Genomic DNA, 23095 nt, shown 5'->3' with positions numbered 1-23095 from the left:
ATCCCATGGCTGTGCAGAAATCCCGAGTCACCCCGTCCCGCCGCGGCCAGCGTCGTTCGCACGATGCCCTGACCGCCAAGCAGCTGTCGACCGACCCGACCAGCGGCGAGATCCATCTGCGCCACCACATCACCGCTGACGGTTATTACCGCGGCAAGAAGGTGATCACGACCAAGTCGTCGGCCGTCCAAGAAGATTGATCCGTGGCACCCGCCGCAGTTTTGCAGGCGGGTGACCCTCGATACTTCCGGAGCCGCCAATTACCGCGGCTCTTGCACCAGGGAACAGTATGAGCAAGCGGATCTACTCCAGAATCGCGGGCACGGGTAGCTATTTGCCCGAAAAGGTGTTGACCAACGACGACATGTCCAAGATCGTCGACACCAGCGATGAATGGATCCGCTCGCGTACCGGCATCCGTGAACGTCACATCGTTGCCGACGACCAGACCACCAGCGATCTGGCGTACTTCGCCTCGCTGAAGGCGATGGAAGCGGCCGGTGTCACTGCCGACGAGATCGACCTGATCGTTGTCGGCACCACCACCCCGGACCTGATTTTCCCGTCCACTGCATGCCTGTTGCAGGCGCGGCTGGGCAATGTCGGATGCGGTGCATTCGACGTCAACGCGGCCTGCTCCGGCTTCGTCTACGCGCTCAGCGTGGCCGACAAGTTCGTTCGCAGTGGCGACGCCAAGACCGTGCTGGTGGTTGGCGCCGAAACGCTGACCCGGATCGTCGACTGGACCGATCGCACCACCTGCGTGCTGTTTGGCGACGGTGCGGGCGCGGTCGTGCTCAAGGCCGACGAAGACACCGGCATCCTCAGCACCCATCTGCATGCCGACGGCAGCAAGAAGGAATTGCTGTGGGATCCGGTCGGTGTGTCTGTTGGCTTCGGCGAAGGCAAGAACGGCGGTGGCGCGTTGCTGATGAAGGGCAACGACGTGTTCAAGTACGCTGTCAAGGCGCTGGACTCGGTGGTCGATGAAACCCTCGCCGCCAATGGCCTGGACACGCACGACCTGGACTGGCTGATCCCGCATCAGGCCAATCTGCGCATTATCGAAGCCACCGCCAAGCGGCTGGATCTGCCGATGGAGCAGGTGGTGGTCACCGTCGACCGGCATGGCAATACCTCGTCGGCCTCGGTGCCGCTCGCGCTGGACGAAGCGGTTCGCTCCGGTCGCGTGCAGCGTGGCCAGTTGCTGCTGCTGGAAGCCTTCGGGGGCGGATTTACCTGGGGCTCGGCGCTGCTGCGCTACTGATCTGCGCAGGCACTGCCGCGTTTGCCGGCGGTGTCTTTTTGCGCTTGAGGTTCTGTTGGTGCAAAGAGCCTTGCCATTGCGGGCTGATGTGTCAGTGAGTCTCCCTGACGCAGTGCAGCCGCCGCACAGTCTTGATCGACACACGCAACGTTCTCGCACGCCACTGGGGCCTGGATGTCCTGCCTCCACCGCCGCAGCGTGGCGGTGATGCGGTCCCTGCGGGGAATGTAGCCGGCGCAGCGCGCTGCAGGCTCAGGCGGTCAAGCTGTTGCGGGTGATGGCCTGCGGGCAGGCGGGGTAGAGCGTTGTCAGGGGCACGCCACTGATGCTTAGCGACAGCGCGTTCGTGTGCGGACTGCCTGCGCCCAGGTGGTCAAGTAACCGCGCGTTTCGCGCATCTGACCCGCCTCTCTTCCACGCCCAGCTGACGCGCCAGCGCGCCGCCCGGCGATCTACGCGACCACCGCGTTGAAGCTGTCGATGCCGTGCCTGGACTGGCTCCTCAACGGCGACATTGACCTGCTCAGACCCTGCCGGCAGACGCCTGTGCGATGCGGGCGTTGGCCTTGCATACGCGTCAGTACAGACGGCCGGGCGATTTCGCACGTATTATCCCGGCTCGATTTTTGTAGGCAGCAACGCGTGACCGAATCTACGCTCGCTTTCGTGTTTCCCGGCCAGGGCTCGCAGTCCCTGGGCATGCTGGCTGAACTTGCCGAACTGCATCCGCAGATCCGCGAGACCTTCGTCGAGGCCTCCGATGGCGCCGGCGTCGATCTGTGGGCCCTGTCGCAGGGCGGCCCGGAAGAGATGCTCAACCGCACCGAATACACCCAGCCGGCGTTGCTGGCCGCCGGTGTGGCGGTGTGGCGCCTGTGGAACGCGCAGCGCGGCGAGCGGCCGGCGGTGCTGGCAGGCCACAGCCTTGGCGAATACACCGCACTGGTCGCTGCCGGTGCCTTGTCGCTGCACGACGGTGCCCACCTGGTGCGGCTGCGCGGGCAGTTCATGCAGGCAGCGGCGCCCGCCGGTGTCGGCGCGATGGCCGCGGTGCTGGGCGCTGAGGATGCGTTGGTGCGCGAGGTCTGTGTCGAGGCCTCGGGCAGCCAGGTGGTGGTGCCGGCCAACTTCAATTCGCCCGGTCAGATCGTGATCGGTGGCGATGCGGCGGCGGTGGATCGCGCGCTGGCGTTGCTGGCCGAGCGCGGCGTGCGCAAGGCGGTCAAGCTGGCGGTGAGCGTGCCGTCGCACACCCCGCTGATGCGCGAGGCGGCCAACCAGCTGGGTGAGGCGATGGCCGGGTTGACCTGGCGCACGCCGCAGATTCCGGTGGTGCAGAACGTCGACGCGCAGGTGCACGCCGGCCACGAAGCGATCCGCCAGGCCCTGGTCGAGCAGCTGTATCTGCCGGTGCAGTGGACCGGCTGCGTGCAGGCGCTGGCCGCGCAGGGCATCACCCGGATCGCCGAATGCGGCCCGGGCAAGGTGCTGAGCGGGCTGATCAAGCGTATCGACAAGAGTCTGGATGCCCGTTCGCTCGCGACGCCGGCCGATTACGCCGGCGCGCTGGATGCGTGGGCGCACTGAGTTGACCAATTTGCCGGTGATGCCGGCCCTCGACGCTCGTAACTGCGGTTGCGACGTCCCCTCTCGAGGAACAGCAACATGAGCAAGCCATTGCAGGGCGAGATCGCTCTGGTCACCGGTGCCAGCCGCGGCATCGGCGCGGCCATCGCCGATACGCTGGCCGCCCAGGGTGCCACGGTGATCGGCACGGCCACTTCCGCCTCCGGGGCCGCTGCCATCGGCGAGCGCCTGGCTGCCAACGGCGGCCACGGCCGGGAGCTCAATGTCACCGATGCGGCCGCGGTCGATGCCTTGATCGATGCGATCGGCAAGGAGTTCGGTGCGGTCTCGATCCTGGTCAACAACGCCGGCATCACCCGCGACAACCTGCTGATGCGGATGAAGGACGACGATTGGCAGGCGATCATCGACACCAACCTGACCAGTGTCTTCAGGAGCTCCAAGGCGGTGATGCGCGGCATGATGAAAGCGCGCAAGGGCCGCATCATCAACATCGCCTCGGTGGTGGGTGTGATCGGTAATCCGGGCCAGACCAACTACGCGGCGGCCAAGGCCGGCATCATTGCGTTTTCCAAGTCGCTGGCCAAGGAAATCGGCTCGCGCGGGATCACTGTCAATGTGGTCGCGCCCGGCTTTATCGATACCGACATGACCAAGGCGTTGCCGGAGGATGCCAAGACGGCGTTGCTGCAGCAGATCGCGCTGGGCCATCTGGGGCAGCCGGACGACATCGCCAATGCGGTGGCATTCCTGGCTGGCCCAACCGCCCGTTACATCACTGGTGAGACCCTGCACGTCAACGGCGGCATGTACATGCCGTGAGCGTGCGGCGCCGGGAGGCGCTAAGTGGCTGATCGGCCGGGATTTGTGATGCAATGCAAGGCCCGGTCGCTTCCACTACACTATCCAACGCGGCCATCGCAGCGGCGATGGCGTTTTTTTTGTACCACCACTACTCCATCTGGAGCGATATCTCAATGAGCACCATCGAAGAACGCGTCAAGAAAATCGTCGTCGAACAACTCGGCGTCAAGGAAGAGGAAGTCACCACCAGCGCATCGTTCGTCGATGACCTGGGTGCCGACTCGCTGGACACCGTCGAGCTGGTGATGGCGCTGGAAGAAGAGTTCGAGTGCGAAATCCCGGACGAAGAAGCTGAGAAGATCACGTCGGTCCAGCAGGCGATCGACTACGTCAAGGCTCACGTCAAGAGCTGATGCGTTGTTCCTGACAGCGGTGGCGGGCATTTGGCTGCTGCTGCGTCAGACATCCCATGGGGCCGCTGATGCGGCCCTGTGTTTTTGAGCGTCAACCGTAAACCGCAAGCACCGTCCGTCGTGTGGTGAGGAGATCTGCAATGAGTCGTCGTGTTGTCGTTACCGGCATGGGCATGGTGTCGCCGCTGGGCAATGATCTGGCCACCAGTTGGGATGGGATCATCCACGGTCGTTCGGGCATTGGCCCGATCACGCAGATCGATGCCTCGCAGTTCACCACCAAGATCGCCGGCGAGATCAAGAATTTCGATCCCACCCAGTTTGTGTCCGCCAAGGACGTCAAGAAGATGGATTCGTTCATCCACTACGGTGTCGGCGCCTCGTTCATGGCGCTGGACGATTCCGGGCTGGAGATCGATGAAAGCAATGCCGAACGCGTGGGCGCCATTCTGGGCTCCGGCATCGGCGGGCTGCTCGGCATCGAAGAGCAGACCATCAAATTTCATGAGGGCGGCGCGCGCAAGATTTCGCCGTTCTATGTGCCCAGCACCATCATCAACATGCTGCCGGGCCAGGTGAGCCTGATCAAAGGCCTGAAGGGCCCGACGTTCTCGGCCGTGTCGGCCTGCGCCACCTCCAACCATTCGATCGGCACCGCGATGCGCATGATCCAGCACGGCGATGCCGACGTGATGCTGGCCGGTGGCGCCGAGCGCGGTTCGTCCCCAAGTTCGGTGGGCGGGTTCTGCGCCATGAAGGCGATGTCCACGCGCAACGACGACCCCACCGCTGCATCGCGTCCGTGGGACAAGCAGCGCGACGGGTTCGTGCTGGGTGACGGCGCCGGCGTGCTGGTGCTGGAAGAGTACGAACACGCCAAGGCACGCGGCGCGCGCATCTATGCAGAGCTGGTCGGTTTCGGTGCCAGTTCGGATGCGTTCCACATGACTGCGCCCAGCGAAGATGGCGAAGGCGCGGCGCGCAGCATGGCCGCGGCGATGCGCGATGCCAAGCTCAACCCCGAGCAGATCGGCTACCTCAACGCGCACGGCACCTCCACGCCGCTGGGCGATCTGGCCGAAACCATGGCGATGAAGCGTGCGCTGGGCGACCACGCGTACAAGACCATGGTCAGCTCGACCAAGTCGATGACCGGCCACCTGCTCGGCGCGGCCGGCGGCGTGGAAGCGATCTTCTCGGTGATGGCGCTGCATACCGGCATCATTCCGCCGACCATCAACCTGGAAGAGCCCAGCGAAGGCTGCGATCTGGACTACGTGCCGAACGTGGCGCGCGAGGTGCAGGTGGATGCGGTGATGTCCAACGGCTTCGGCTTTGGCGGCACCAACGGCACCCTGGTGTTCAAGCGCATCTGAGCCATTGGTCCTGCGCCGCAATGGCGCAGGGTCGCGATGGGCTGCAACGCGTCGCGCGTTCGGCCCGTTGTGTCTTCTGCTGATTTACCGTGCGGTGTGCGGCGCGCTGGTTGTCACCGGCGCGCAGCGCCGCATCCGTCCCTCCACGCCAAGCCAGGCCGATGACGCTGACCCGACCACTGCACGCGGACATCGACCTGCTGGCGCTGCATCGCCTGGCACCGCAGCGGTACCCCGCGTTGCTGGAATCCAGCGCGTCGGGCACCGCGCACGGGCGTTGGGATGTATTGCTGCTGGCGCAGGGCGCGCAGCTGCGTCTGGACCAGGACGGCTGCACCCGCAACGGTGATGGCCAACTGCTGGAAGGCAGCTTTCTCGACGCCCTGGATGCAGCCTGGCAGGCCGAGCGCTTGCCGCACGAGGGCGATCGTTCGTGGCCGTTTCGCGGTGGCTGGGCGGTGCTGCTGGACTATGAGGTGGCCGCACAGGTCGAGCCGATCCTGCGCCTGCCCATGCGCAGCGACGCCGCGCCCGCGGCATTGGCCCTGCGGGCGCCGGCGGCAGTGCTGCGCGACCGCATGGACGGGCGCTGCTTCGCCGTGGCCGAGCCGGGGCGCGAAGACCTGCTGCAGCAGATTGACGACGACATCACCGCCTGCGCCAGCCTGCCAGCCTTGCCTGCCTGGGCAGCGCCGACGGTGGTGCAGGAAGACCCGCCTGAGCAATTCACCGATGCGGTGCTGCGGGTGCTGGACTATCTGCGTGCCGGCGATGTGTTCCAGGCCAATATCTCGCGCGCCTGGCAGGCGCAGTTCGATCGGCCCGTCGACCCTGCCGCCTTGCATGCGCGGCTGCGTGCGGCCAATCCGGCGCCGTTTTCCGGCCTGTTTGTGGCGGCCGGGCGCGCGGTGGTGAGTTCTTCGCCGGAGCGGTTGGTATCGGTGCACGGGCAGGTGGTGCAGACCCGGCCGATTGCTGGCACTCGTGCACGCTTCGCGGGCGACGATGATGCTGCGCGCATCCGCGAGCTGGTCGGTCACCCGAAGGAACGCGCCGAACACGTGATGCTGATCGACCTGGAGCGCAACGACCTGGGCCGCATCTGCGCGCCGGGCAGCGTGGAGGTGGACGAGCTGATGGGCGTGGAGAGCTATGCGCACGTGCATCACATCGTCAGCAATGTCCGCGGCCGGTTGCGGCAGGGCGTCACCCCTGGCGAGGTGATTGCGGCGGTATTTCCGGGCGGCACCATCACCGGCTGCCCGAAGGTGCGCTGCATGCAGATCATTGCCGAGCTGGAACAGACCGCGCGTGGCGCCTATACCGGCGCGTTCGGTTGGCTCAACCGCGACGGCGACATGGATCTGAACATCCTGATCCGCACCGCCGAAGTGGCCGGCAGCCAGGTGCGGTTCCGCACCGGTGCTGGCATCGTGGTGGACTCGGACCCGCAGCGGGAACTGGACGAAACCCGTGCCAAGGCGCGCGGGCTGCTGCGTGCGCTGGACCCGGCATGAGTACTTCAACGGCACATCACCGGCGCGCGGTATCCTGCGCGGCGCTGGAGCAATGACGAGGTGGGTGTGGCGGTGACTGGCAAACGCGGATGTCTGGCCGTGCTGGGGACGGTGCTGTTGCTTGCGGCGCTGCTGGCGATCGCGGCCGTGGTGGCGTGGCGGCACTTCGTGCATTTTGCCGAGACGTCGGTCACTGCGAGCACGCCCAGCGTGGTCATCGCGCCCGGCGATTCGCTCAAGGCCACGCTGCGCAAGCTGCGCGAGGCCGGGGTGCAGCAGGGCAGTGATCTTGAATGGCAGTTGCTGGCCCGCCAGGTGGATGCGGCCGGCAAGCTCAAGGTAGGCGAATACGCGCTGACGCCGGCGTTGTCGCCGCGTGCGCTGTTATTGCGCATGCGCCAGGGCCGGGTGATCCAGTACCGCTTTACCCTGGTGGAAGGCTGGAACTTTCGTCAGCTGCGCGCGGCCCTGGGCACGGCCACGCCGCTGCAGCAGACCATCGCGGGCCTGGACGATGCCGCACTGATGGCGCGGCTGGGCGTTGCCGGCCAGCATCCGGAGGGGCGCTTCCTGCCCGAAACGTATCTGTACCAGCGCGGCGACAGCGACCTGGACGTGCTCAAACGCGCGCATGCGGCAATGGACAAGGCGCTGGCGCAGGCCTGGGAACAGCGCGCCCCGCAACTGCCGCTGAGCTCGCCCGAACAGGCGTTGATCCTGGCCTCCATCATCGAGAAGGAAACCGCACTGGGCACCGAGCGGCCGCAGATCGCGGGCGTGTTCGTGCGCCGCCTGCAGATGGGCATGAAGCTGCAGACCGACCCGACCGTGATCTACGGCATCGGTAGCAGCTACGACGGCAACATCCGCCGCCGCGATCTCACCACCGACACGCCGTACAACACCTACACCCGCACCGGCCTGACGCCCACGCCGATCGCCATGCCGGGCCGCGAAGCGCTGCTGGCGGCGGTGCGCCCGGCGCCGGGCAACGCGCTGTACTTCGTCGCGGTGGGCGATGGCAGCGGTGCGCATGCGTTTTCGGCCACGCTGGACGAACACAATGCGGCGGTGGCGCGCTATCTGCAGCGCCGCCGTCAGCCGGAGCCCACGCCATGACGCCTACGTTTTCACCCTGGCAACAACGCGCCTACGACCAGACCCTGGCCGCGCTGGATGCCGGCCGGCTCGGGCATGGCCTGCTGATCTGCGGCCCGGACGGGCTGGGCAAGCGCGCGGTGGCGCTGGCGCTGGCCGAGCACGTGCTGGCCAGTGCGCCGGATCCGGCAGTGGCGCAGCGCACCCGTCAGCTGATCGCCGCCGGCACGCATCCGGATCTGCAGCTGGTGTCGTTCATTGCCAACCGCACCGGCGACAAGCTGCGCATCGAGATCGTCATTGAACAGGTGCGCGAGATCTCGCAGAAACTGTCGCTGACGCCGCAGTACGGCATCGCCCAGGTGGTAATCGTCGACCCGGCCGATGCGATCAACCGCGCCGCCTGCAATGCCTTGCTCAAGACGCTGGAAGAACCCTCGCCAGGCCGCTACCTGTGGTTGATCAGTGCGCAGCCGGCGCGCTTGCCGGCCACCATCCGCAGCCGCTGCCAGCGCCTGGAATTCAAACTGCCGCCGGCCCACGAAGCGCTGGCCTGGCTGCTGACCCAAGGCGTCAGCGAGCGTGCGGCGCAGGAGGCGCTGGAGGCCGCGCGCGGCCATCCCGGGCTTGCCGCCCAGTGGCTGCGCGAAGACGGCCTGGCCGTGCGCCGCGCCGTGGCGCAGGACCTGGAGCAGATCGCCAGTGGCCGCGTCGGCGCGGTGGACGTGGCGCAGCGCTGGACCAACGATGGCCAGGCCGACCAGCGTCTGCGGCATGCCGCCGACCTGGCGTTGGCGCAGGCATCGGCCGGCTTGACCGATCCATCACGGTTGCACAAGCTGGCGACCTGGTTCGACGCCGCCAATCGCACCCGTGATTTGTTGCGCACCACCGTCCGCGCCGATCTGGCGGTGGCGGAATTGTTGCTGGCCTGGCGCGAGGGAGAGCGCCCGGCCCGTTCTAGGGGAACTCGATGAGTGCAATGAATGCACGCCAAGGCATTTTGTCGCTGGCGTTGAAGGACAAGGCCGCGCTGTACAGCGCCTACATGCCGTTCGTGAAAAGTGGCGGCATCTTCGTGCCGACCCCCAAGCGCTACATGCTCGGCGATGAGGTATTTCTGCTGTTGACGCTGCCCGATTCCAGCGAGCGTCTCCCGGTCGCCGGCAAGGTGGTGTGGACCACGCCTGCGGGCGCGCAGGGCAACCGCGCGGCTGGTATCGGCGTGCAGTTTCCGGACGGCCCGGAAGGCGAGGCGGTGCGCAACAAGATCGAAACGCTGCTGGCCGGTTTGACCACCTCCGACAAGCCGACCCACACGATGTAAGGCAGGCAATTGCCGCGGCCGATGGCGCGCGGCGAGCGCAAGACTGGGCCACAGGTGCGCTGCATGCGCGTGGTGATCGTGGGGCGGCGGCACGGCGGTTTCAGTGCGTTGCGCCACGCGGTAAACAACTATTGACGATCTCCGCCGCTGCCCTATAATGTGCGGCTCGCGTCACCGGGCGGTTAGCTCAGCGGTAGAGCATTGCCTTCACACGGCAAGGGTCACAGGTTCGATCCCTGTACCGCCCACCATGACGTCGAAGACCAGGCCACCCTTGCGGTGGCCTTTGTCGTTTCAGGGCGCTCGGTCAGCGCAGTGCATTGCCGATTGCGTCGGCGCGTTACATGCACGCGCGACGTACACCCGCGTGTAAGAGGTTTTTCACCTGCCGGTAGCGGTGGTGCGCGGAAGGTAGCGCGCAGATGCAGCGGCGGTGCGGATGGGGTGGGGGCGAAGCGCTGCGATGGGAACGATCAGTTCACTTGCAGGCATCTCCCCGACAGTCCGGCCGCGGCGCAGCGACCATGACGCGGTACTCGACGGAGACAGACCCATGCGTACGCAAAGTCGAATGATGGTGGCTGGAACACGCCGGTTTCCGGTGGATGAGGTGCGCGTCAGCGAGCAGGGTGCGGTGATGCGCCATTACACCGTCGGCGAGCTGGGCGGGCGCTTCGGCGATCTGGCCGCTGCAGCCGCGTCGGCACAGAGCCTGCTGGACACGGCCGATCTGGTGATGCCGCCTGCGCCCGGCGATCTGCAGCTGGCGTTGCGCTGAGGCTGCGCCTCCTTCGGCGGCCAGCCGCCGCGCGGTCGCTGTGGCGGTGTGCTGTGCGTTCGACGCGTGCACCGCGGCGTGCGTCACCTTTTTGCCAGGCCGGTGAATCCCAGCCGGCCGCAATGGGATTGCGGTGGCGTCTGCTTATTGCAGGCCCGTGGGAGAACCGCCATCCTGCTCGGCCCTGGATTCAACGAAGGAGTGGCGATGAAGACGCTGCTTGGAACTGCATTGGCTGCGAGCCTGCTCCTGCTGGCCGGTTGCGCCAAAGACATGGGCGAGGAATTCGTGGGCAAGTGGGTCAACGCCAAGGCGCCGAAGAACGTGTTGAGCATCGAGCACAACGGCGAAAGCTTCATCATTCGCGATACCCGGCCCGAGCTGTTCGGCAACGGGGTGAAGACCAAGAACCATCCGGCGGTACTGCGTGGCGATGTGCTGCAGGTTTCCAATGGCGTGGGCACGATCAACTACGCCATCGATCAGTCGACCGGCAACCTGAGCACCGGCGAGTCCGAGTACACACCGGTCAAGTAGTGCGTGCCTGCGGGCACAGGTGCTGCGTCAGTCGCGAAAGCCGTGCCGCGGCGATCTGTTCTAGCGCTAGTACTCAAGCGCGCGTGTGCGCCGGTCACTGCGAAGAAGCTAGCCCCTGGGCCTGCATCCAGCGCCAGAGGGTGGTGCGCGAGACGCCCAGCGCTTTGGCTGCGGCCGCGCGGTTGCCCTGCGCACGTTCCAGTGCCGCACGTACCAATGTTGCGGTGAGTTGCGCGCGCGAGCTGGCTGCGTCGGCGGATGTGGAATCGTAGGCGGCCGGCGTGATGGCATCGGCCAGCTCCGGAGCCCAGGCCTCGAGCTGGGCCAGACTCACCTGGCCCTGCGCTTGCGCCTTCCAATGGATGCACAGACGCTCGACCAGGTTACGCAGTTCGCGCACATTGCCGGGCCAGGCGTGGCGTTGCAGTCGCTGCAGCGCAGCGGGCGAGAGTGGCAATGCCATCTCGCTGCCGTGTTGCGCGTAGTGCGTAAGTAATAAGGCGATGTCGTCGGGGCGATTCCGTAGTGGCGGCAGTGCGATGCGCAACGCGGCCAGGCGATAGAACAGGTCGCGGCGGAAGCGGCCCTGGTCGACGAGTGCCTGCAGCGGCTGCAGGCTGGCCGCCACCACGCGCACATCGACCGGTACCGGCACGGTGGCGCCAACGCGCAGCACTTCGCGTTCTTCCAGGACACGCAGCAGGCGGGTCTGCAGCGGCAATGGGAGTTCGCCGATTTCATCCAGAAAAATGGTGCCGTCCTGCGCTGCTTCGATCAGCCCGGTATGGCCGCCGCGCCGCGCGCCGGTGAAGGCGCCATCGCTGTAGCCGAACAGTTCCGCTTCCAGCAGCGACTCGGTGATCGCGCCGCAGTTGATCGCCACGAACCGGCCCCGGCGGCGGCTGCCGGCGTGCACCTGGCGCGCGACCAGTTCCTTGCCGGTGCCGGTCTCTCCGCTGATCAACACGGTGCTGGCGTGCGGCGCGTACAGCTGCACCAATGCGCGCACCTGCACCATGGCGGCGTCTTCGCCGAGCAGTGCGGCCGGTTGGTTGCGCGTGCGGCGTGCGGCGCTGCGCAGAGCGGGGGCTGCGCTGCTGGGCGCGGTGGCCAGGGCGATTGCCTGGTCGAGCGCCAGGCGCACCGAGTCGGCCGAGTACAACAACACGCCGGGCAGGCCGGCCTGTTCGGCGAAGTCGATCGCCATGCCGGTCCCGACGATCACCTGGATGCCGCTGGCACGCAGGTCGGCGATGCAGTCGCGCGCGTCCTCGGCAGTGATGAAGCGGCGGTGGGCGATGTCCAGCGCGAAGCTGTCCTGGAACGGCTGAAATGACGGCACGTCGGTGGCATGGGTGACCACGCCGATGCGCGGTGCGATGCGGCGTGCGCGCGCCAGGGCTTCCATCAGGTCGAAGCCGGTGGCCTGGATCGGCGCCAGCGGCAGCGGCAATCGGCTGCGTAGGTAAGCGGCGTTGGAGCCGCCAGCCACCAACACGTCGCAGCGCTCGCGGCGCAGGCGCTGGCCGATGACCTCGACTGCCTCGGCAAAGCCGAGGTTGATCTGCTCGATGCGCGCGCGCTGGTCGAACTCGGGAATGACATCGGCCAGCAGGCCGGTCAGGCGCGACACGCTGACCGTCCAGATCACCGGCAGGGTGCCATCCAAAGGAGCGACGAAGGAGGAGTGGGCCATGATTCGCTGGCGTTTCAGTGATGTTGCATTGTGCTCCGTATGTTTCATTGATGCAACGCTATGCGCGCACGCGATCAGTCACATCAATGGCTTACGGTTGGCACGCACCTTGCGCTACTACAGTCATCTCATCTCAGGAATCGCCATGACGTCCTTGCCCCTGTCTTCCGCTGGCGCCCGGTTCCGCGCAGCCCTGGCCGCCGAATCGCCGTTGCAGGTGATCGGCGCCATCAACGCCAACCACGCGCTGCTGGCGCAACGCGCAGGCTATCAGGCCATCTACCTCTCCGGCGGCGGGGTGGCGGCCGGGTCGTTGGGCTTGCCGGATCTGGGCATCAACACCCTGGAAGACGTGCTGATCGATGTGCGCCGCATCACCGATGTCTGCGAACTTCCGCTACTGGTGGATGTGGACACCGGCTTTGGGCCGAGCGCGTTCAATATCGAACGCACCATCAAGTCGCTGATCAAGGCGGGCGCGGCCGGCTGCCATATCGAAGATCAGGTCGGCGCCAAGCGCTGCGGCCATCGCCCGGGCAAGGAGATCGTCAGCCAGGGCGAGATGGTGGATCGGGTCAAGGCAGCGGCCGATGCCAAGACCGATCCGGCGTTCTTCCTGATTGCGCGAACCGACGCGATCCAGATGGAAGGCGTGGATGCGGCGATCGAACGCGCCATTGCCTGCGTGGAGGCGGGCGCGGATGGCATCTTTGCCGAGGCCGCCTATGACCTGGAGACCTACCAGCGCTTCGTTGATGCGGTGCGCGTGCCGGTGCTGGCCAACATCACCGAATTCGGCAAGACGCCGCTGTTCACGCGCGACCAACTTGCACAGGCCGGCGTGGCGATCCAGTTGTTCCCGCTGTCTGCCTTCCGCGCTGCCAACAAGGCCGCCGAAGCGGTGTACACCGCAATTCGCCGCGATGGGCATCAGAACGCCGTGCTGGAAAGCATGCAGACGCGCGAAGAGTTGTACGAGCGCATCGGCTACCACGATTACGAACAGCGGCTGGATGCCTTGTTCGCGCGCAAGGGCGCATGATCGCGCTGCGCAGCACGTCGCCGGTGCCATCCCGTTAGTAATTTCGCGACACGCCATATCTGAAGAGGTCATCGCATGAACGACACCGTCATTCCTGGTTTCAAGCCGAAGAAATCGGTTGCCCTGTCCGGCACCGCCGCCGGCAATACCGCGCTGTGCACCGTGGGGCGCAGCGGCAACGATCTGCACTACCGTGGTTACGACATTCTGGACCTGGCCACCAGCAGCGAATTCGAAGAGATCGCGTATCTGCTGGTGCACGGCAAGCTCCCCAACAGTGGTGAACTGCGTGGTTACAAGGCCAAGCTGCGCTCGTTGCGCGGCGTGCCGGCGGCGGTGAAAACTGCGCTGGAACAGCTGCCGCCCTCGGCGCACCCGATGGATGTGATGCGCACCGGCGTTTCCGTGCTCGGCTGCCTGCAGCCGGAAAAGGACGACCACAACCATCCAGGTGCGCGCGATATCGCCGACAAGCTGATGGCCAGCCTGGGCTCGATGCTGCTGTACTGGTATCACTACAGCCACAACGGCAAGCGCATTGAGGTAGAGACCGACGACGATTCGATCGGTGGGCATTTCCTGCACCTGTTGCATGGATTTGCGCCGAAAGAATCGTGGGTGCGCGCGATGCACACCAGCCTGATCCTGTATGCCGAGCATGAGTTCAACGCGTCGACATTCGCGAGCCGCGTTATCGCCGGCACCGGCAGCGACATGTACAGCGCCATTGCCGGCGGCATCGGCGCGCTGCGTGGCCCCAAGCACGGTGGCGCCAACGAAGTGGCATTCGAAGTGCAGAAGCGCTACGACACGCCGGATGAGGCCGAGGCCGACATCAAGGCACGTGTGGAGCGCAAGGAAGTGGTGATCGGCTTCGGCCACCCGGTGTACACGGTGTCCGACCCCCGCAACAAGGTGATCAAGGACGTGGCCCGCGAGCTGTCGGACGAGCAGGGCAGCCGCAAGATGTACGACATCGCCGAGCGCCTGGAAACGGTGATGTGGGACATCAAGAAGATGTTCCCGAACCTGGATTGGTTCAGTGCGGTGAGCTACCACATGATGGGCGTGCCGACGGCGATGTTCACCCCGCTGTTCGTGTTGGCACGCACCGCCGGCTGGAGCGCGCACATCATCGAGCAGCGCGTGGACGGCAAGATCATCCGCCCCTCGGCCAACTACACCGGGCCGGAAGACCAGGCGTTTGTGCCGCTGGATCAGCGCGCCTGAGCAGGCACTGCAGGTTGCGCTGTTGACCGGTTGCCTGCCTCTTGAGCAGATAGCCGGAAAACAGCGCAACTTTGTACTTGCAAACACCGCACAGCCCTGCAGCCTCTACCCGATTCCCGATTCCCGATTCCCGATTCCCGATTCCCGATTCCCGATTCCCGCTCCAAAGCCCCCGCCCGCTTCGTGATGTCGCCAGCCATGAACAACTCGTACCGCAAGCCCTTGCCGGGCACCTCGTTGGACTATTTCGATGCCCGCGCCGCTGTGGATGCCTTGCAGCCCGGTGCGTATGCCACGCTGCCGTACACCGCGCGTGTGCATGCCGAAAACCTGGTGCGTCGCGCCGATCCGCAATACGTGGACGCCTATCTGCGGCAGTTGATCGAGCGCAAGCGCGACCTGGATTTCCCGTGGTTCCCGGCGCGCGTGGTGTGTCACGACATCCTCGGGCAGACCGCATTGGTGGATCTGGCCGGCTTGCGTGATGCCATTGCCGAGCAGGGCGGCGACCCGGCGCAGGTCAATCCAGTGGTGCCGGTGCAGTTGATCGTGGATCACTCGCTGGCGGTGGAATATGCCGGCTTCGACAAGCAGGCCTTCGCCAAGAATCGTGGCGTGGAAGACCGCCGCAACGCGGACCGGTTTCACTTCATCGAATGGACCAAGCGGGCATTCGAGAACGTGGAAGTGATCCCGCCGGGCAACGGGATCATGCATCAGATCAATCTGGAAAAAATGTCGCCGGTGATCTACGTGCAGGACGGCGTGGCGTTTCCGGATACCTGCGTGGGCACCGACAGCCACACCCCGCATGTGGATGCGTTGGGCGTGATTGCCGTGGGCGTTGGTGGCCTGGAAGCGGAGAACGTGATGCTGGGCCGCGCTTCGTGGATGCGGCTGCCGGACATCATTGGTGTGGAGTTGCTGGGGCGGCCGGCGCCGGGCATCACCGCCACCGACATCGTGCTGGCGCTGACCGAATTCCTGCGCCAGCAGCGCGTGGTGGGCGCGTACCTGGAGTTCTACGGTGCGGGTGCCAGTGCGCTGACCATCGGCGACCGCGCCACCATTTCCAATATGACGCCGGAGTTCGGCGCCACCGCGGCGATGTTCTACATCGACCAGCAGACGCTGGACTACCTGCGCCTGACCGGGCGCGAAGACACGCAGATTGCGCTGGTGGAAACCTACGCACGCCAGACCGGCTTGTGGGCCGACGATCTGGTCACCGCGCACTACGAGCGCGTGCTGCAGTTCGATCTGTCCAGCGTGGTACGCAACATGGCCGGGCCGTCGAACCCGCACAAGCGCGTGGCGACCAGCGAGCTGGCCAGCCGTGGCATTGCCGCTGCGTGGGAGCAGCTGCCCGGGCAAATGCCCGACGGTGCGGTCATCATCGCGGCGATTACCTCGTGCACCAATACCTCCAATCCGCGCAACGTCATCGCCGCCGGCTTGCTGGCGCGCAATGCGAATGCGCGCGGTCTTACGCGCAAACCATGGGTGAAGAGTTCGCTGGCACCCGGTTCCAAGGCGGTGCAGCTGTATCTGGAAGAGGCCGGCTTGCTGGGCGAGCTGGAGCAGCTGGGCTTCGGCATCGTGGCGTTCGCCTGCACTACCTGCAACGGCATGAGCGGCGCGCTGGACCCGGTGATCCAGCAGGAAATCATCGAACGCGACCTGTATGCCACCGCAGTGTTGTCGGGTAACCGCAATTTCGATGGGCGGATCCACCCGTACGCGAAGCAGGCTTTTCTCGCGTCGCCGCCGTTGGTGATTGCCTACGCCATCGCCGGCACTGTGCGCTTCGATATCGAGAAGGATGTCCTGGGCGTGGATGCCGAGGGTGTGCCGGTCACGCTCAAGGACCTGTGGCCCAGCGATGCGGAGATCGATGCGGTGGTCGCGCGCAGCGTGAAGCCGGAGCATTTCCGCAGCGTGTACGAGCCGATGTTCAAGCGCAGTGGCCTGCAGGGTGCACGCGTCAGCCCGTTGTACGACTGGCGCGCGCAGAGCACCTACATCCGCCGCCCACCGTATTGGGAGGGCGCGCTGGCAGGTGCGCGCACCTTGCGGGGCATGCGCCCGCTGGCGGTGTTGGGCGACAACATCACCACCGATCATCTGTCGCCGTCCAATGCGATTCTCGCCAGCAGTGCGGCCGGTGAATACCTCACCCAGATGGGCGTGCCGGAAGAAGACTTCAATTCCTACGCCACCCATCGCGGCGACCATCTCACCGCGCAGCGGGCGACCTTTGCCAACCCCAAGCTGGTGAATGAAATGGTGGTGGTCGATGGCCAGGTCATGGCCGGTTCGCTGGCACGGCTGGAGCCGGAAGGGCAGGTGCTGCGCATGTGGGAGGCGATCGAAACCTACATGCAGCGCAAGCAGCCGTTGATCATCATTGCCGGTGCCGATTACGGGCAGGGCTCGTCGCGCGATTGGGCGGCCAAGGGTGTGCGGCTGGCCGGTGTGGAGGCGATCGTGGCCGAAGGGTTCGAGCGGATTCACCGCACCAATCTGATCGGCATGGGCGTGTTGCCGCTGGAGTTCAAGCCGGGGACCGACCGCAAGACGCTGGGTATCGATGGCAGCGAGACGTTCGATGTAGTCGGTGAACGCACCCCGGGCGCAACGCTGACGCTGTCGGTGCATCGACGCAACGGCGAGCAGTTGCAGGTGCCGGTGACCTGCCGCCTGGATACCGCAGAAGAAGTGTCGATCTACGAGGCGGGCGGCGTGCTGCAGCGATTTGCGCAGGATTTTCTGGAAGCAACCAAGGCTGCCTGAAGATACGCCAGTACGTCTCGCGCAGCGGCTTGCCGATGCCGCTGCCGGGAGGCACACTTTGGCAATCTTTGCCATCGGGTCGCTGCATGGCCACCATGAACATCTCGCTCCCGGACGAGCTCAAGGAATTTGTCGACCAGCAGGTCCTGGAACATGCTTACGGCTCGAGCAGCGAATATCTGCGCGAGCTGATCCGTATGCAGCGTGATGCGCAAAGCCTGCGCGCGCTGTTGCTGGACGGCGCAGAGTCCGGGCCTGCTGTTGCGATGGAGGCCGACTTCTTTGACAGCATGCGCGCGCGTGCGCATCAGCGCGCTGCCGGAAAATGAAGCCGGCGCGCTGGCGCCCCTTGGCGCTGCGCGATGTCGACGAGGCCGCCGCCTGGTACGGCGCCGAGGGCGGGCTTGCGCTGGAATTGGCCTTTACCAAAGCACTGGAGTCGGCGGTGACCACGCTCATGCGCAATCCGGCGGCCGGTTCTAGCCGCCACGCGGTGGTGCTGAAGCTGCCGCAGATTCATGTCTGGCCGCTCAAGCGGTTTCCCCATCTGCTGTTTTACAACGAGCGCGCAACCGACATCGTCATCTGGCGTGTGCTGCACATGCAACGCGATATTCCTGCGTGGATGAGCGCACATCCGTAACGCCTGGCACGCAGCCCCGCCAAGCCAAGCACGCGGCGCTGCTGCACCGGACGTGTCCATGCACACAACTCAATTCGACCTCACCGAGCTGACATGACCCATTTGCCCCAACTCCGCATCCCCGCCACCTACCTGCGCGGCGGCACCAGCAAGGGCGTGTTCTTCCGCCTGCAGGATCTGCCGCTTGCCGCACAACAGCCGGGACCGGCGCGCGATGCGTTGTTGCTGCGGGTGATCGGTAGCCCGGATCCGTATGGCAAGCAGATCGATGGCATGGGCGGGGCGACGTCGAGCACCAGCAAGAGCGTGATTGTCTGCGCCAGCACGCGGCCGGGGCACGATGTGGACTATCTGTTCGGGCAGGTGTCCATCGACAGTGCCTTCGTGGACTGGAGCGGCAACTGCGGCAATCTGTCGGCGGCGGTTGGGCCGTTTGCGCTTGCCAATGGTTTGGTCGATGCGGCACGCGTGCCGAGCGATGGCGTGGCCACGGTGCGGATCTGGCAGGCCAACATCGGCAAGACCATCGTGGCGCACGTACCGATGCGCGCGGGCCAGGTGCAGGAAACCGGCGACTTCGAACTGGATGGCGTGACCTTTCCGGCGGCCGAAGTGCAACTGGAATTCCTGGACCCGGCCGATGCTGCCGAAGGCGAGGGCGGGGCGATGTTTCCGACCGGCAACCTGATCGATGCGCTGGAGGTTCCGGGCCTGGGCACCATCGACGCCACCCTGATCAACGCCGGCATTCCCACCATCTTCGTCAACGCGCGCGACCTGGGCTACACCGGCACCGAGCTGCAGGACGCCATCAATGGCGACCCGCGCACGCTGACCATGTTCGAAACCCTGCGCGCACACGGCGCGGTGCGCATGGGCCTGATCGCACGCGTGGAGGATTCGGCCACGCGCCAGCACACCCCGAAAGTCGCCTTCGTGGCGCCGCCGGCCGACTACACCGCTTCCAGCGGCAAACCGGTGCATGCGGCCGAGGTCGATCTGCTGGTGCGCGCAATGTCGATGGGTAAATTGCACCACGCCATGATGGGGACCGCCGCGGTGGCGATCGGCACCGCCGCCGCTGTGCCGGGCACCCTGGTCAATCTGGCCGCCGGCGGTGCGGCGCGCTCGGCGGTGCGCTTCGGCCACCCCTCCGGCACCCTGCGCGTGGGCGCCGAGGCCACCCAGGTGGGTGGGCAGTGGCAGGTCACCAAAGCATTGATGAGCCGCAGTGCGCGCGTGCTGATGGAAGGGTGGGTACGGGTGCCGGCTGATGCTGCCGGGATCGGGTAATCGGCGCAGCAAAACAGGCCGGAAATCCGCGTCGTTGCGCTGATCCGGGGCGGCGGCGGCTGTGTCGTCCCGCTGCCGCCAACGAGGGCTGTAGTGCGGAAATTGCACACCCCTGTTGCATTAATTAGAACGCACTTTCGAATTCCGAAAACTTTTTCGCACGCGTCCTGCCATATTTGTGTAAATCATGTTAATTCTGTTGCAACGCGGCATGAAAGCCAGGCCGCCCCGTCACCAGAATCCGGAGTCCTCCCATGTCAGCCAGCCGGTCGCTTCAGGTCAGCGCGCTCGCCGTTGCCGTCGCTTCCCTTCTTCCGTTCTACGCCGCGGCCCAGCAGGCGCCCAGCGATGACGGCATTGCGCGTCTGGACGCGGTCAAGGTCACGGTGGAGCGCCGCTCGGAAGACTCCAAGGACGTGCCGGTGTCCGCCAGCGTGTTGCGTCCGGAATTCCTGGATGCGATCTCCACCAGCGGCTCGGACATCCGGGTGCTGGCCGGCAAGGCACCCAGCCTGAATATCGAATCCTCCAACGGGCGTGTGTTCCCGCGCGTGTATATCCGCGGCTACGGCAACACCGACTTCAACACTTACGCCTCGCAGCCGGTGTCGTTGGTGTACGACGACGTGGTGCAGGAAAACGCTTTCCTCAAGGGCTTCCCGATCTTCGATCTGGAAGGCCTGGAAGTGCTGCGCGGCCCGCAGGGCACGCTGTTCGGCCGCAACACGCCGGCGGGCGTGGTCAAGTTCAATTCGGTCAAGCCGACCATCGGCGCCAATGACGGCTACGCCAGCCTGTCCTACGGCACCTACGGCACCATGACCCTGGAAAGCGGCCTGAGCATCGCCATGGGCGAGCATTGGGCGGCGCGTCTGTCCACGCTGGGCCAACGCCGCGACGACTGGGTGGAAAACCGCGACGGCCGCGATCTGGAAGGCTATACCGACTCTGCCGTGCGCCTTCAGCTGCTGTACCAGGGAAGCGACACGTTCAGCGCGCTGTTCAACGCGCACGCCCGCCACCTGGACGGCACCGCGCGTCTGTTCCGCGCCAACATCTTCCAGCCGGGCACCAACCAGCTGGTGGATGGCTTCGATCCGGAGCGTGCCTCCATCGACGGCGCCAACAACCAGGAACTGCAGACCTACGGCGGCAGCGCCAATCTGAGCTGGGATCTGGGCGACATCGCGCTGCACTCGATCACCGCCTATGAAGGCATCGGCAAGTACTACAGCCGCGGCGACATCGACGGCGGCTTCGGTGCAGTGTTCGCGCCGCCTTCCGGCCCCGGCCCGATCCCGTTCCCGGTGGAAACCGCCGGCGGCATCAAGAGCCTGGACCAGTACAGCCAGGAGCTGCGTGCCGAATCGCAGTACGCGGGCCCGCTCAACTGGCAGGCCGGCCTGTACTACTTCCATGACGATGTGGAAGGCGAGAACTACACCTACAACACCTTCAGCGGCGGCGATTTGGCCAGCTACCAGCTGACCCGTCAGCGCAATACCTCGTGGGCAGCGTTCGGCTCGTTGAACTATGCCGCCACCGACCGCCTGAACCTGCGCGCCGGCATCCGCTACACCTATGACAAGAAGACCTTCGACGTGCTGGCGCTGGACCGCGTCACGCTGGTGGAACCCTCCAGCGGCGAGACCGACAACTCCAAGGTCACCGGCGATGTGGCGGCGACCTTCGCCATCAACGATGCGGTCAACGTCTACGCACGTGCCGCACGCGGTTTCCGCGGCGCCAGCTTCGGCGTGCCTTCGGGCACCGCACCGCTGACCGTGGCCGAGCCGGAGACGGTGGATTCGTTCGAGATCGGCATCAAGTCCGACCTGTTCGACAACCGCGCCCGCATCAGCTTCGACGTCTACGACTTCCGGGTGAAGAACCAGCAGCTCACCGCAGTGGGCGGCGCCTCCAACGATGTGCGCCTGCTCAATGCCGACAAGACCAAGGCACGCGGTGCGGAATTCGACTTCGAAGCGCTGATCACCCAGAACCTGCGTGTGACCGCCGGCGGTGCCTACAACTGGACCCGCATCGAAGACCCGACCCTGTCGGTGGGCGTGTGCCGCACCTGCACCGTGACCGACCCGCTCAACGCCGCCGGCAACGCCATCATCGATGGCAACGCACTGCCGCAGGCATCCAAGTGGATGGCCAACGCCACGCTGCGCTACGGCATCCCGATGGGCGATGACGGCGAGCTGTTCTTCTACACCGATTGGTCCTACCGCAGCGAAGTGAACTTCTTCCTGTACGACTCGCGTGAGCTCGTCGGCCAGCCGTTGGTCGAAGGTGGCGCGAAGATCGGCTACAACTGGGGCGCCGGTGCGTACGAGCTGTCGGTGTTCTGCCGCAACTGCACCAACCAGATCCGCGCCACCGGTGCGATCGATTTCAACAACCTCACCGGTTTCATCAACGACCCACGCATCGTCGGTGCACAGTTCCGCGCCAATTTCTGATGGCCGGTGTGAGGTAAGCGATCCAGACCGCCGGCTATCATGCCGGCGGTTTTTTTTGTGGTGGAGTGCGGTGATGCGACAACGGTGGGCAACCAGGTGGCTGATAGCGGTGGGCCTGTGCGGGATGCTGGCGTGCAGCGGTGTGCAGGCAGCGGCGGCGCAGGCGCAGACAGTGCCGGCCATCGCCGCGGCCGAGCGCGTGGTGGTGTCCACCGATATCGGCGATGACATCGACGACGCCTTCGCGCTGGGCCTGCTGCTGCACAGCCCGCAACTGCAGGTGCGGGGCATCGCCTCGGCCTGGGGCGATACCACGCTGCGCGCGCAGTTGCTGCAGCGGCTGTTGCAGCAGGCCGGACGCAGCGAGATTCCGTTGGCGGTGGGCGAGCGCACCACCAGCACGATTCCCTTCAGCCAGGCGCGTTGGGCGGCCAAGGGGCAGCTACCAGGCAAGCTGCCGGATGCGGCGGCGATGATCCTGCAGCAGGCGCGCCTGCATCCCGGCGAGGTGACCTTGCTGGTGCTGGGGCCGATGACCGATGCGGCACGTGCACAGCAGCGCGACCCGGCAGGGTTTGCCAAGCTCAAGCGCATCGTGGCGATGGGCGGCTCGGTGCGGGTGGGCTACGGCAAGTCGGCGTACCGCCCGGCCAGCGCACCGGCGCCGGAGTACAACCTGCTGGCCGATGTACCCGCCGCACAACGGGTGTTCGCCGCTGGCGTGCCGATCGTGCTGCTACCGCTGGACGCCACCCAGATCACGCTGGAAGAACCCGAGCGCGTGGCCCTGTTTGCACAGGGCGATGGCCTGACCGATGCACTCACCCAGCTGTACTACCAGTGGCGCAATACCGACCAGCCCTGGGCCAGCGCCACGCCAACGTTGTTCGACGTGGTGCCGGTGGCCTGGCTGCTGCAACCGCAGCTATGCCCGACCACGCCATTGCATCTGGAAGTCGATGCGCAGGGGTACACGCGCGAAGGCACCGGCACGCCGAACGTGCAGGCTTGCCTGCGCGCGGACAAGCCGGCGTTGATCGATATGTACATGCGCACGTTGTTGCAGTCGCACTAAGAGCAGCTATCAAAACGACTGCGCAGCCGCCAGGCGGGCGCGGCCGGTGCTCGGAATCGGCATGTACCCCCGTACACTCCGGTTCCTCCGCGCCGCTGTCACCACCTGTCGTGGCGAACGCCAGCCTGGCGGTCAGCGCAGTGGTTTT

The 23095-nt window shown here is 65.7% G+C and carries 21 protein-coding genes and 1 tRNA gene; 21 read left to right on the top strand and 1 reads right to left on the bottom strand.

Going from position 1 to position 23095, the window contains the following annotated elements; genetic code table 11:
- Positions 1 to 5: 5 nt before the first annotated feature.
- From rpmF to ACD584_RS18580, 13 genes are all read left to right on the top strand, one after another.
- Positions 6 to 200 (top strand): 50S ribosomal protein L32, encoded by a 195-nt coding sequence (gene rpmF, locus ACD584_RS18640; RefSeq protein WP_010368401.1) that lies wholly within the window; start codon positions 6 to 8, stop codon positions 198 to 200.
- Positions 201 to 289: 89 nt separating this feature from the next.
- Positions 290 to 1267 (top strand): beta-ketoacyl-ACP synthase III, encoded by a 978-nt coding sequence (locus ACD584_RS18635; protein ID WP_011036218.1) that lies wholly within the window; start codon positions 290 to 292, stop codon positions 1265 to 1267.
- 642 nt (positions 1268 to 1909) lie between these two features.
- Complete coding sequence (gene fabD, locus ACD584_RS18630; protein WP_075286075.1) at positions 1910 to 2854, top strand: ACP S-malonyltransferase; 945 nt, start codon at positions 1910 to 1912, stop codon at positions 2852 to 2854.
- A gap of 78 nt (positions 2855 to 2932) precedes the next feature.
- Entirely contained in the window at positions 2933 to 3676 is a 744-nt protein-coding gene (fabG, locus tag ACD584_RS18625) for a 3-oxoacyl-ACP reductase FabG (RefSeq protein ID WP_076036261.1), read from the top strand.
- Positions 3677 to 3831: 155 nt separating this feature from the next.
- The gene (gene acpP / locus ACD584_RS18620) at positions 3832 to 4071 is read left to right on the top strand and encodes an acyl carrier protein (protein WP_002814322.1); all 240 of its coding nucleotides are present in this window, start codon (positions 3832 to 3834) and stop codon (positions 4069 to 4071) included.
- A 140-nt stretch (positions 4072 to 4211) separates the two neighbouring features.
- Positions 4212 to 5447 carry a beta-ketoacyl-ACP synthase II gene (gene fabF / locus ACD584_RS18615; RefSeq protein WP_014506895.1) on the top strand — a complete coding sequence of 412 codons (1236 nt, stop codon included), beginning with the start codon at positions 4212 to 4214 and terminating at the stop codon, positions 5445 to 5447.
- 161 nt (positions 5448 to 5608) lie between these two features.
- Positions 5609 to 6964, top strand: coding sequence for an aminodeoxychorismate synthase component I (locus ACD584_RS18610; RefSeq protein ID WP_076036260.1), 1356 nt, complete (start codon positions 5609 to 5611; stop codon positions 6962 to 6964).
- 60 nt (positions 6965 to 7024) lie between these two features.
- Positions 7025 to 8083 (top strand): endolytic transglycosylase MltG, encoded by a 1059-nt coding sequence (mltG, locus tag ACD584_RS18605; RefSeq protein WP_076036259.1) that lies wholly within the window; start codon positions 7025 to 7027, stop codon positions 8081 to 8083.
- Positions 8080 to 9039 carry a DNA polymerase III subunit delta' gene (locus ACD584_RS18600; protein ID WP_076036258.1) on the top strand — a complete coding sequence of 320 codons (960 nt, stop codon included), beginning with the start codon at positions 8080 to 8082 and terminating at the stop codon, positions 9037 to 9039. Before mltG ends, ACD584_RS18600 begins: the two co-directional genes overlap by 4 nt.
- A complete protein-coding gene (locus tag ACD584_RS18595; RefSeq protein WP_011036225.1) occupies positions 9036 to 9389 on the top strand; it encodes a PilZ domain-containing protein in 354 nt (117 codons plus the stop codon). Before ACD584_RS18600 ends, ACD584_RS18595 begins: the two co-directional genes overlap by 4 nt.
- Before the next feature lie 176 nt (positions 9390 to 9565).
- Positions 9566 to 9640, top strand: a tRNA-Val gene (locus ACD584_RS18590).
- Between the two features lie 302 nt (positions 9641 to 9942).
- Positions 9943 to 10167 carry a hypothetical protein gene (locus ACD584_RS18585; protein WP_076036257.1) on the top strand — a complete coding sequence of 75 codons (225 nt, stop codon included), beginning with the start codon at positions 9943 to 9945 and terminating at the stop codon, positions 10165 to 10167.
- A 207-nt stretch (positions 10168 to 10374) separates the two neighbouring features.
- On the top strand, positions 10375 to 10704 hold the full coding sequence (locus ACD584_RS18580; RefSeq protein WP_175611560.1) for a hypothetical protein: 330 nt from the start codon (positions 10375 to 10377) through the stop codon (positions 10702 to 10704).
- A gap of 94 nt (positions 10705 to 10798) precedes the next feature.
- Here the strand turns inward: ACD584_RS18580 and prpR are convergent, their stop codons facing one another.
- Positions 10799 to 12400 (bottom strand): propionate catabolism operon regulatory protein PrpR, encoded by a 1602-nt coding sequence (gene prpR / locus ACD584_RS18575; protein WP_076036255.1) that lies wholly within the window; start codon positions 12398 to 12400, stop codon positions 10799 to 10801.
- Between the two features lie 145 nt (positions 12401 to 12545).
- On the opposite strand from prpR, the gene prpB reads away from it, so the two are divergent.
- From prpB to ACD584_RS18535, 8 genes are all read left to right on the top strand, one after another.
- Positions 12546 to 13442, top strand: a complete 897-nt coding sequence (prpB, locus tag ACD584_RS18570; RefSeq protein WP_011036231.1) for a methylisocitrate lyase — start codon at positions 12546 to 12548, stop codon at positions 13440 to 13442.
- A gap of 75 nt (positions 13443 to 13517) precedes the next feature.
- Positions 13518 to 14672: a 2-methylcitrate synthase gene (prpC, locus tag ACD584_RS18565; protein ID WP_011036232.1), complete on the top strand. Its 1155-nt coding sequence runs from the start codon at positions 13518 to 13520 to the stop codon at positions 14670 to 14672.
- Between the two features lie 198 nt (positions 14673 to 14870).
- Entirely contained in the window at positions 14871 to 17465 is a 2595-nt protein-coding gene (gene acnD / locus ACD584_RS18560) for a Fe/S-dependent 2-methylisocitrate dehydratase AcnD (RefSeq protein ID WP_076037769.1), read from the top strand.
- Between the two features lie 86 nt (positions 17466 to 17551).
- Entirely contained in the window at positions 17552 to 17794 is a 243-nt protein-coding gene (locus tag ACD584_RS18555; protein WP_019237897.1) for a type II toxin-antitoxin system ParD family antitoxin, read from the top strand.
- Positions 17791 to 18108: a type II toxin-antitoxin system RelE/ParE family toxin gene (locus ACD584_RS18550; RefSeq protein WP_043921641.1), complete on the top strand. Its 318-nt coding sequence runs from the start codon at positions 17791 to 17793 to the stop codon at positions 18106 to 18108. The genes ACD584_RS18555 and ACD584_RS18550 overlap by 4 nt, the downstream gene beginning before the upstream one ends.
- Before the next feature lie 93 nt (positions 18109 to 18201).
- Positions 18202 to 19401: a 2-methylaconitate cis-trans isomerase PrpF gene (gene prpF / locus ACD584_RS18545; protein ID WP_076036253.1), complete on the top strand. Its 1200-nt coding sequence runs from the start codon at positions 18202 to 18204 to the stop codon at positions 19399 to 19401.
- 254 nt (positions 19402 to 19655) lie between these two features.
- Positions 19656 to 21872 (top strand): TonB-dependent receptor, encoded by a 2217-nt coding sequence (locus ACD584_RS18540; RefSeq protein ID WP_070692164.1) that lies wholly within the window; start codon positions 19656 to 19658, stop codon positions 21870 to 21872.
- Between the two features lie 124 nt (positions 21873 to 21996).
- Positions 21997 to 22947 carry a nucleoside hydrolase gene (locus tag ACD584_RS18535; protein ID WP_076037768.1) on the top strand — a complete coding sequence of 317 codons (951 nt, stop codon included), beginning with the start codon at positions 21997 to 21999 and terminating at the stop codon, positions 22945 to 22947.
- Positions 22948 to 23095: the final 148 nt, after the last annotated feature.

Source organism: Xanthomonas sp. NCPPB 2922 (assembly GCF_041520885.1).
GTDB classification, from domain to species: domain Bacteria; phylum Pseudomonadota; class Gammaproteobacteria; order Xanthomonadales; family Xanthomonadaceae; genus Xanthomonas; species Xanthomonas campestris.
Note: the sequence above shows the minus strand (reverse complement) of the source record. Positions and strands in the feature narration are given on the sequence as shown.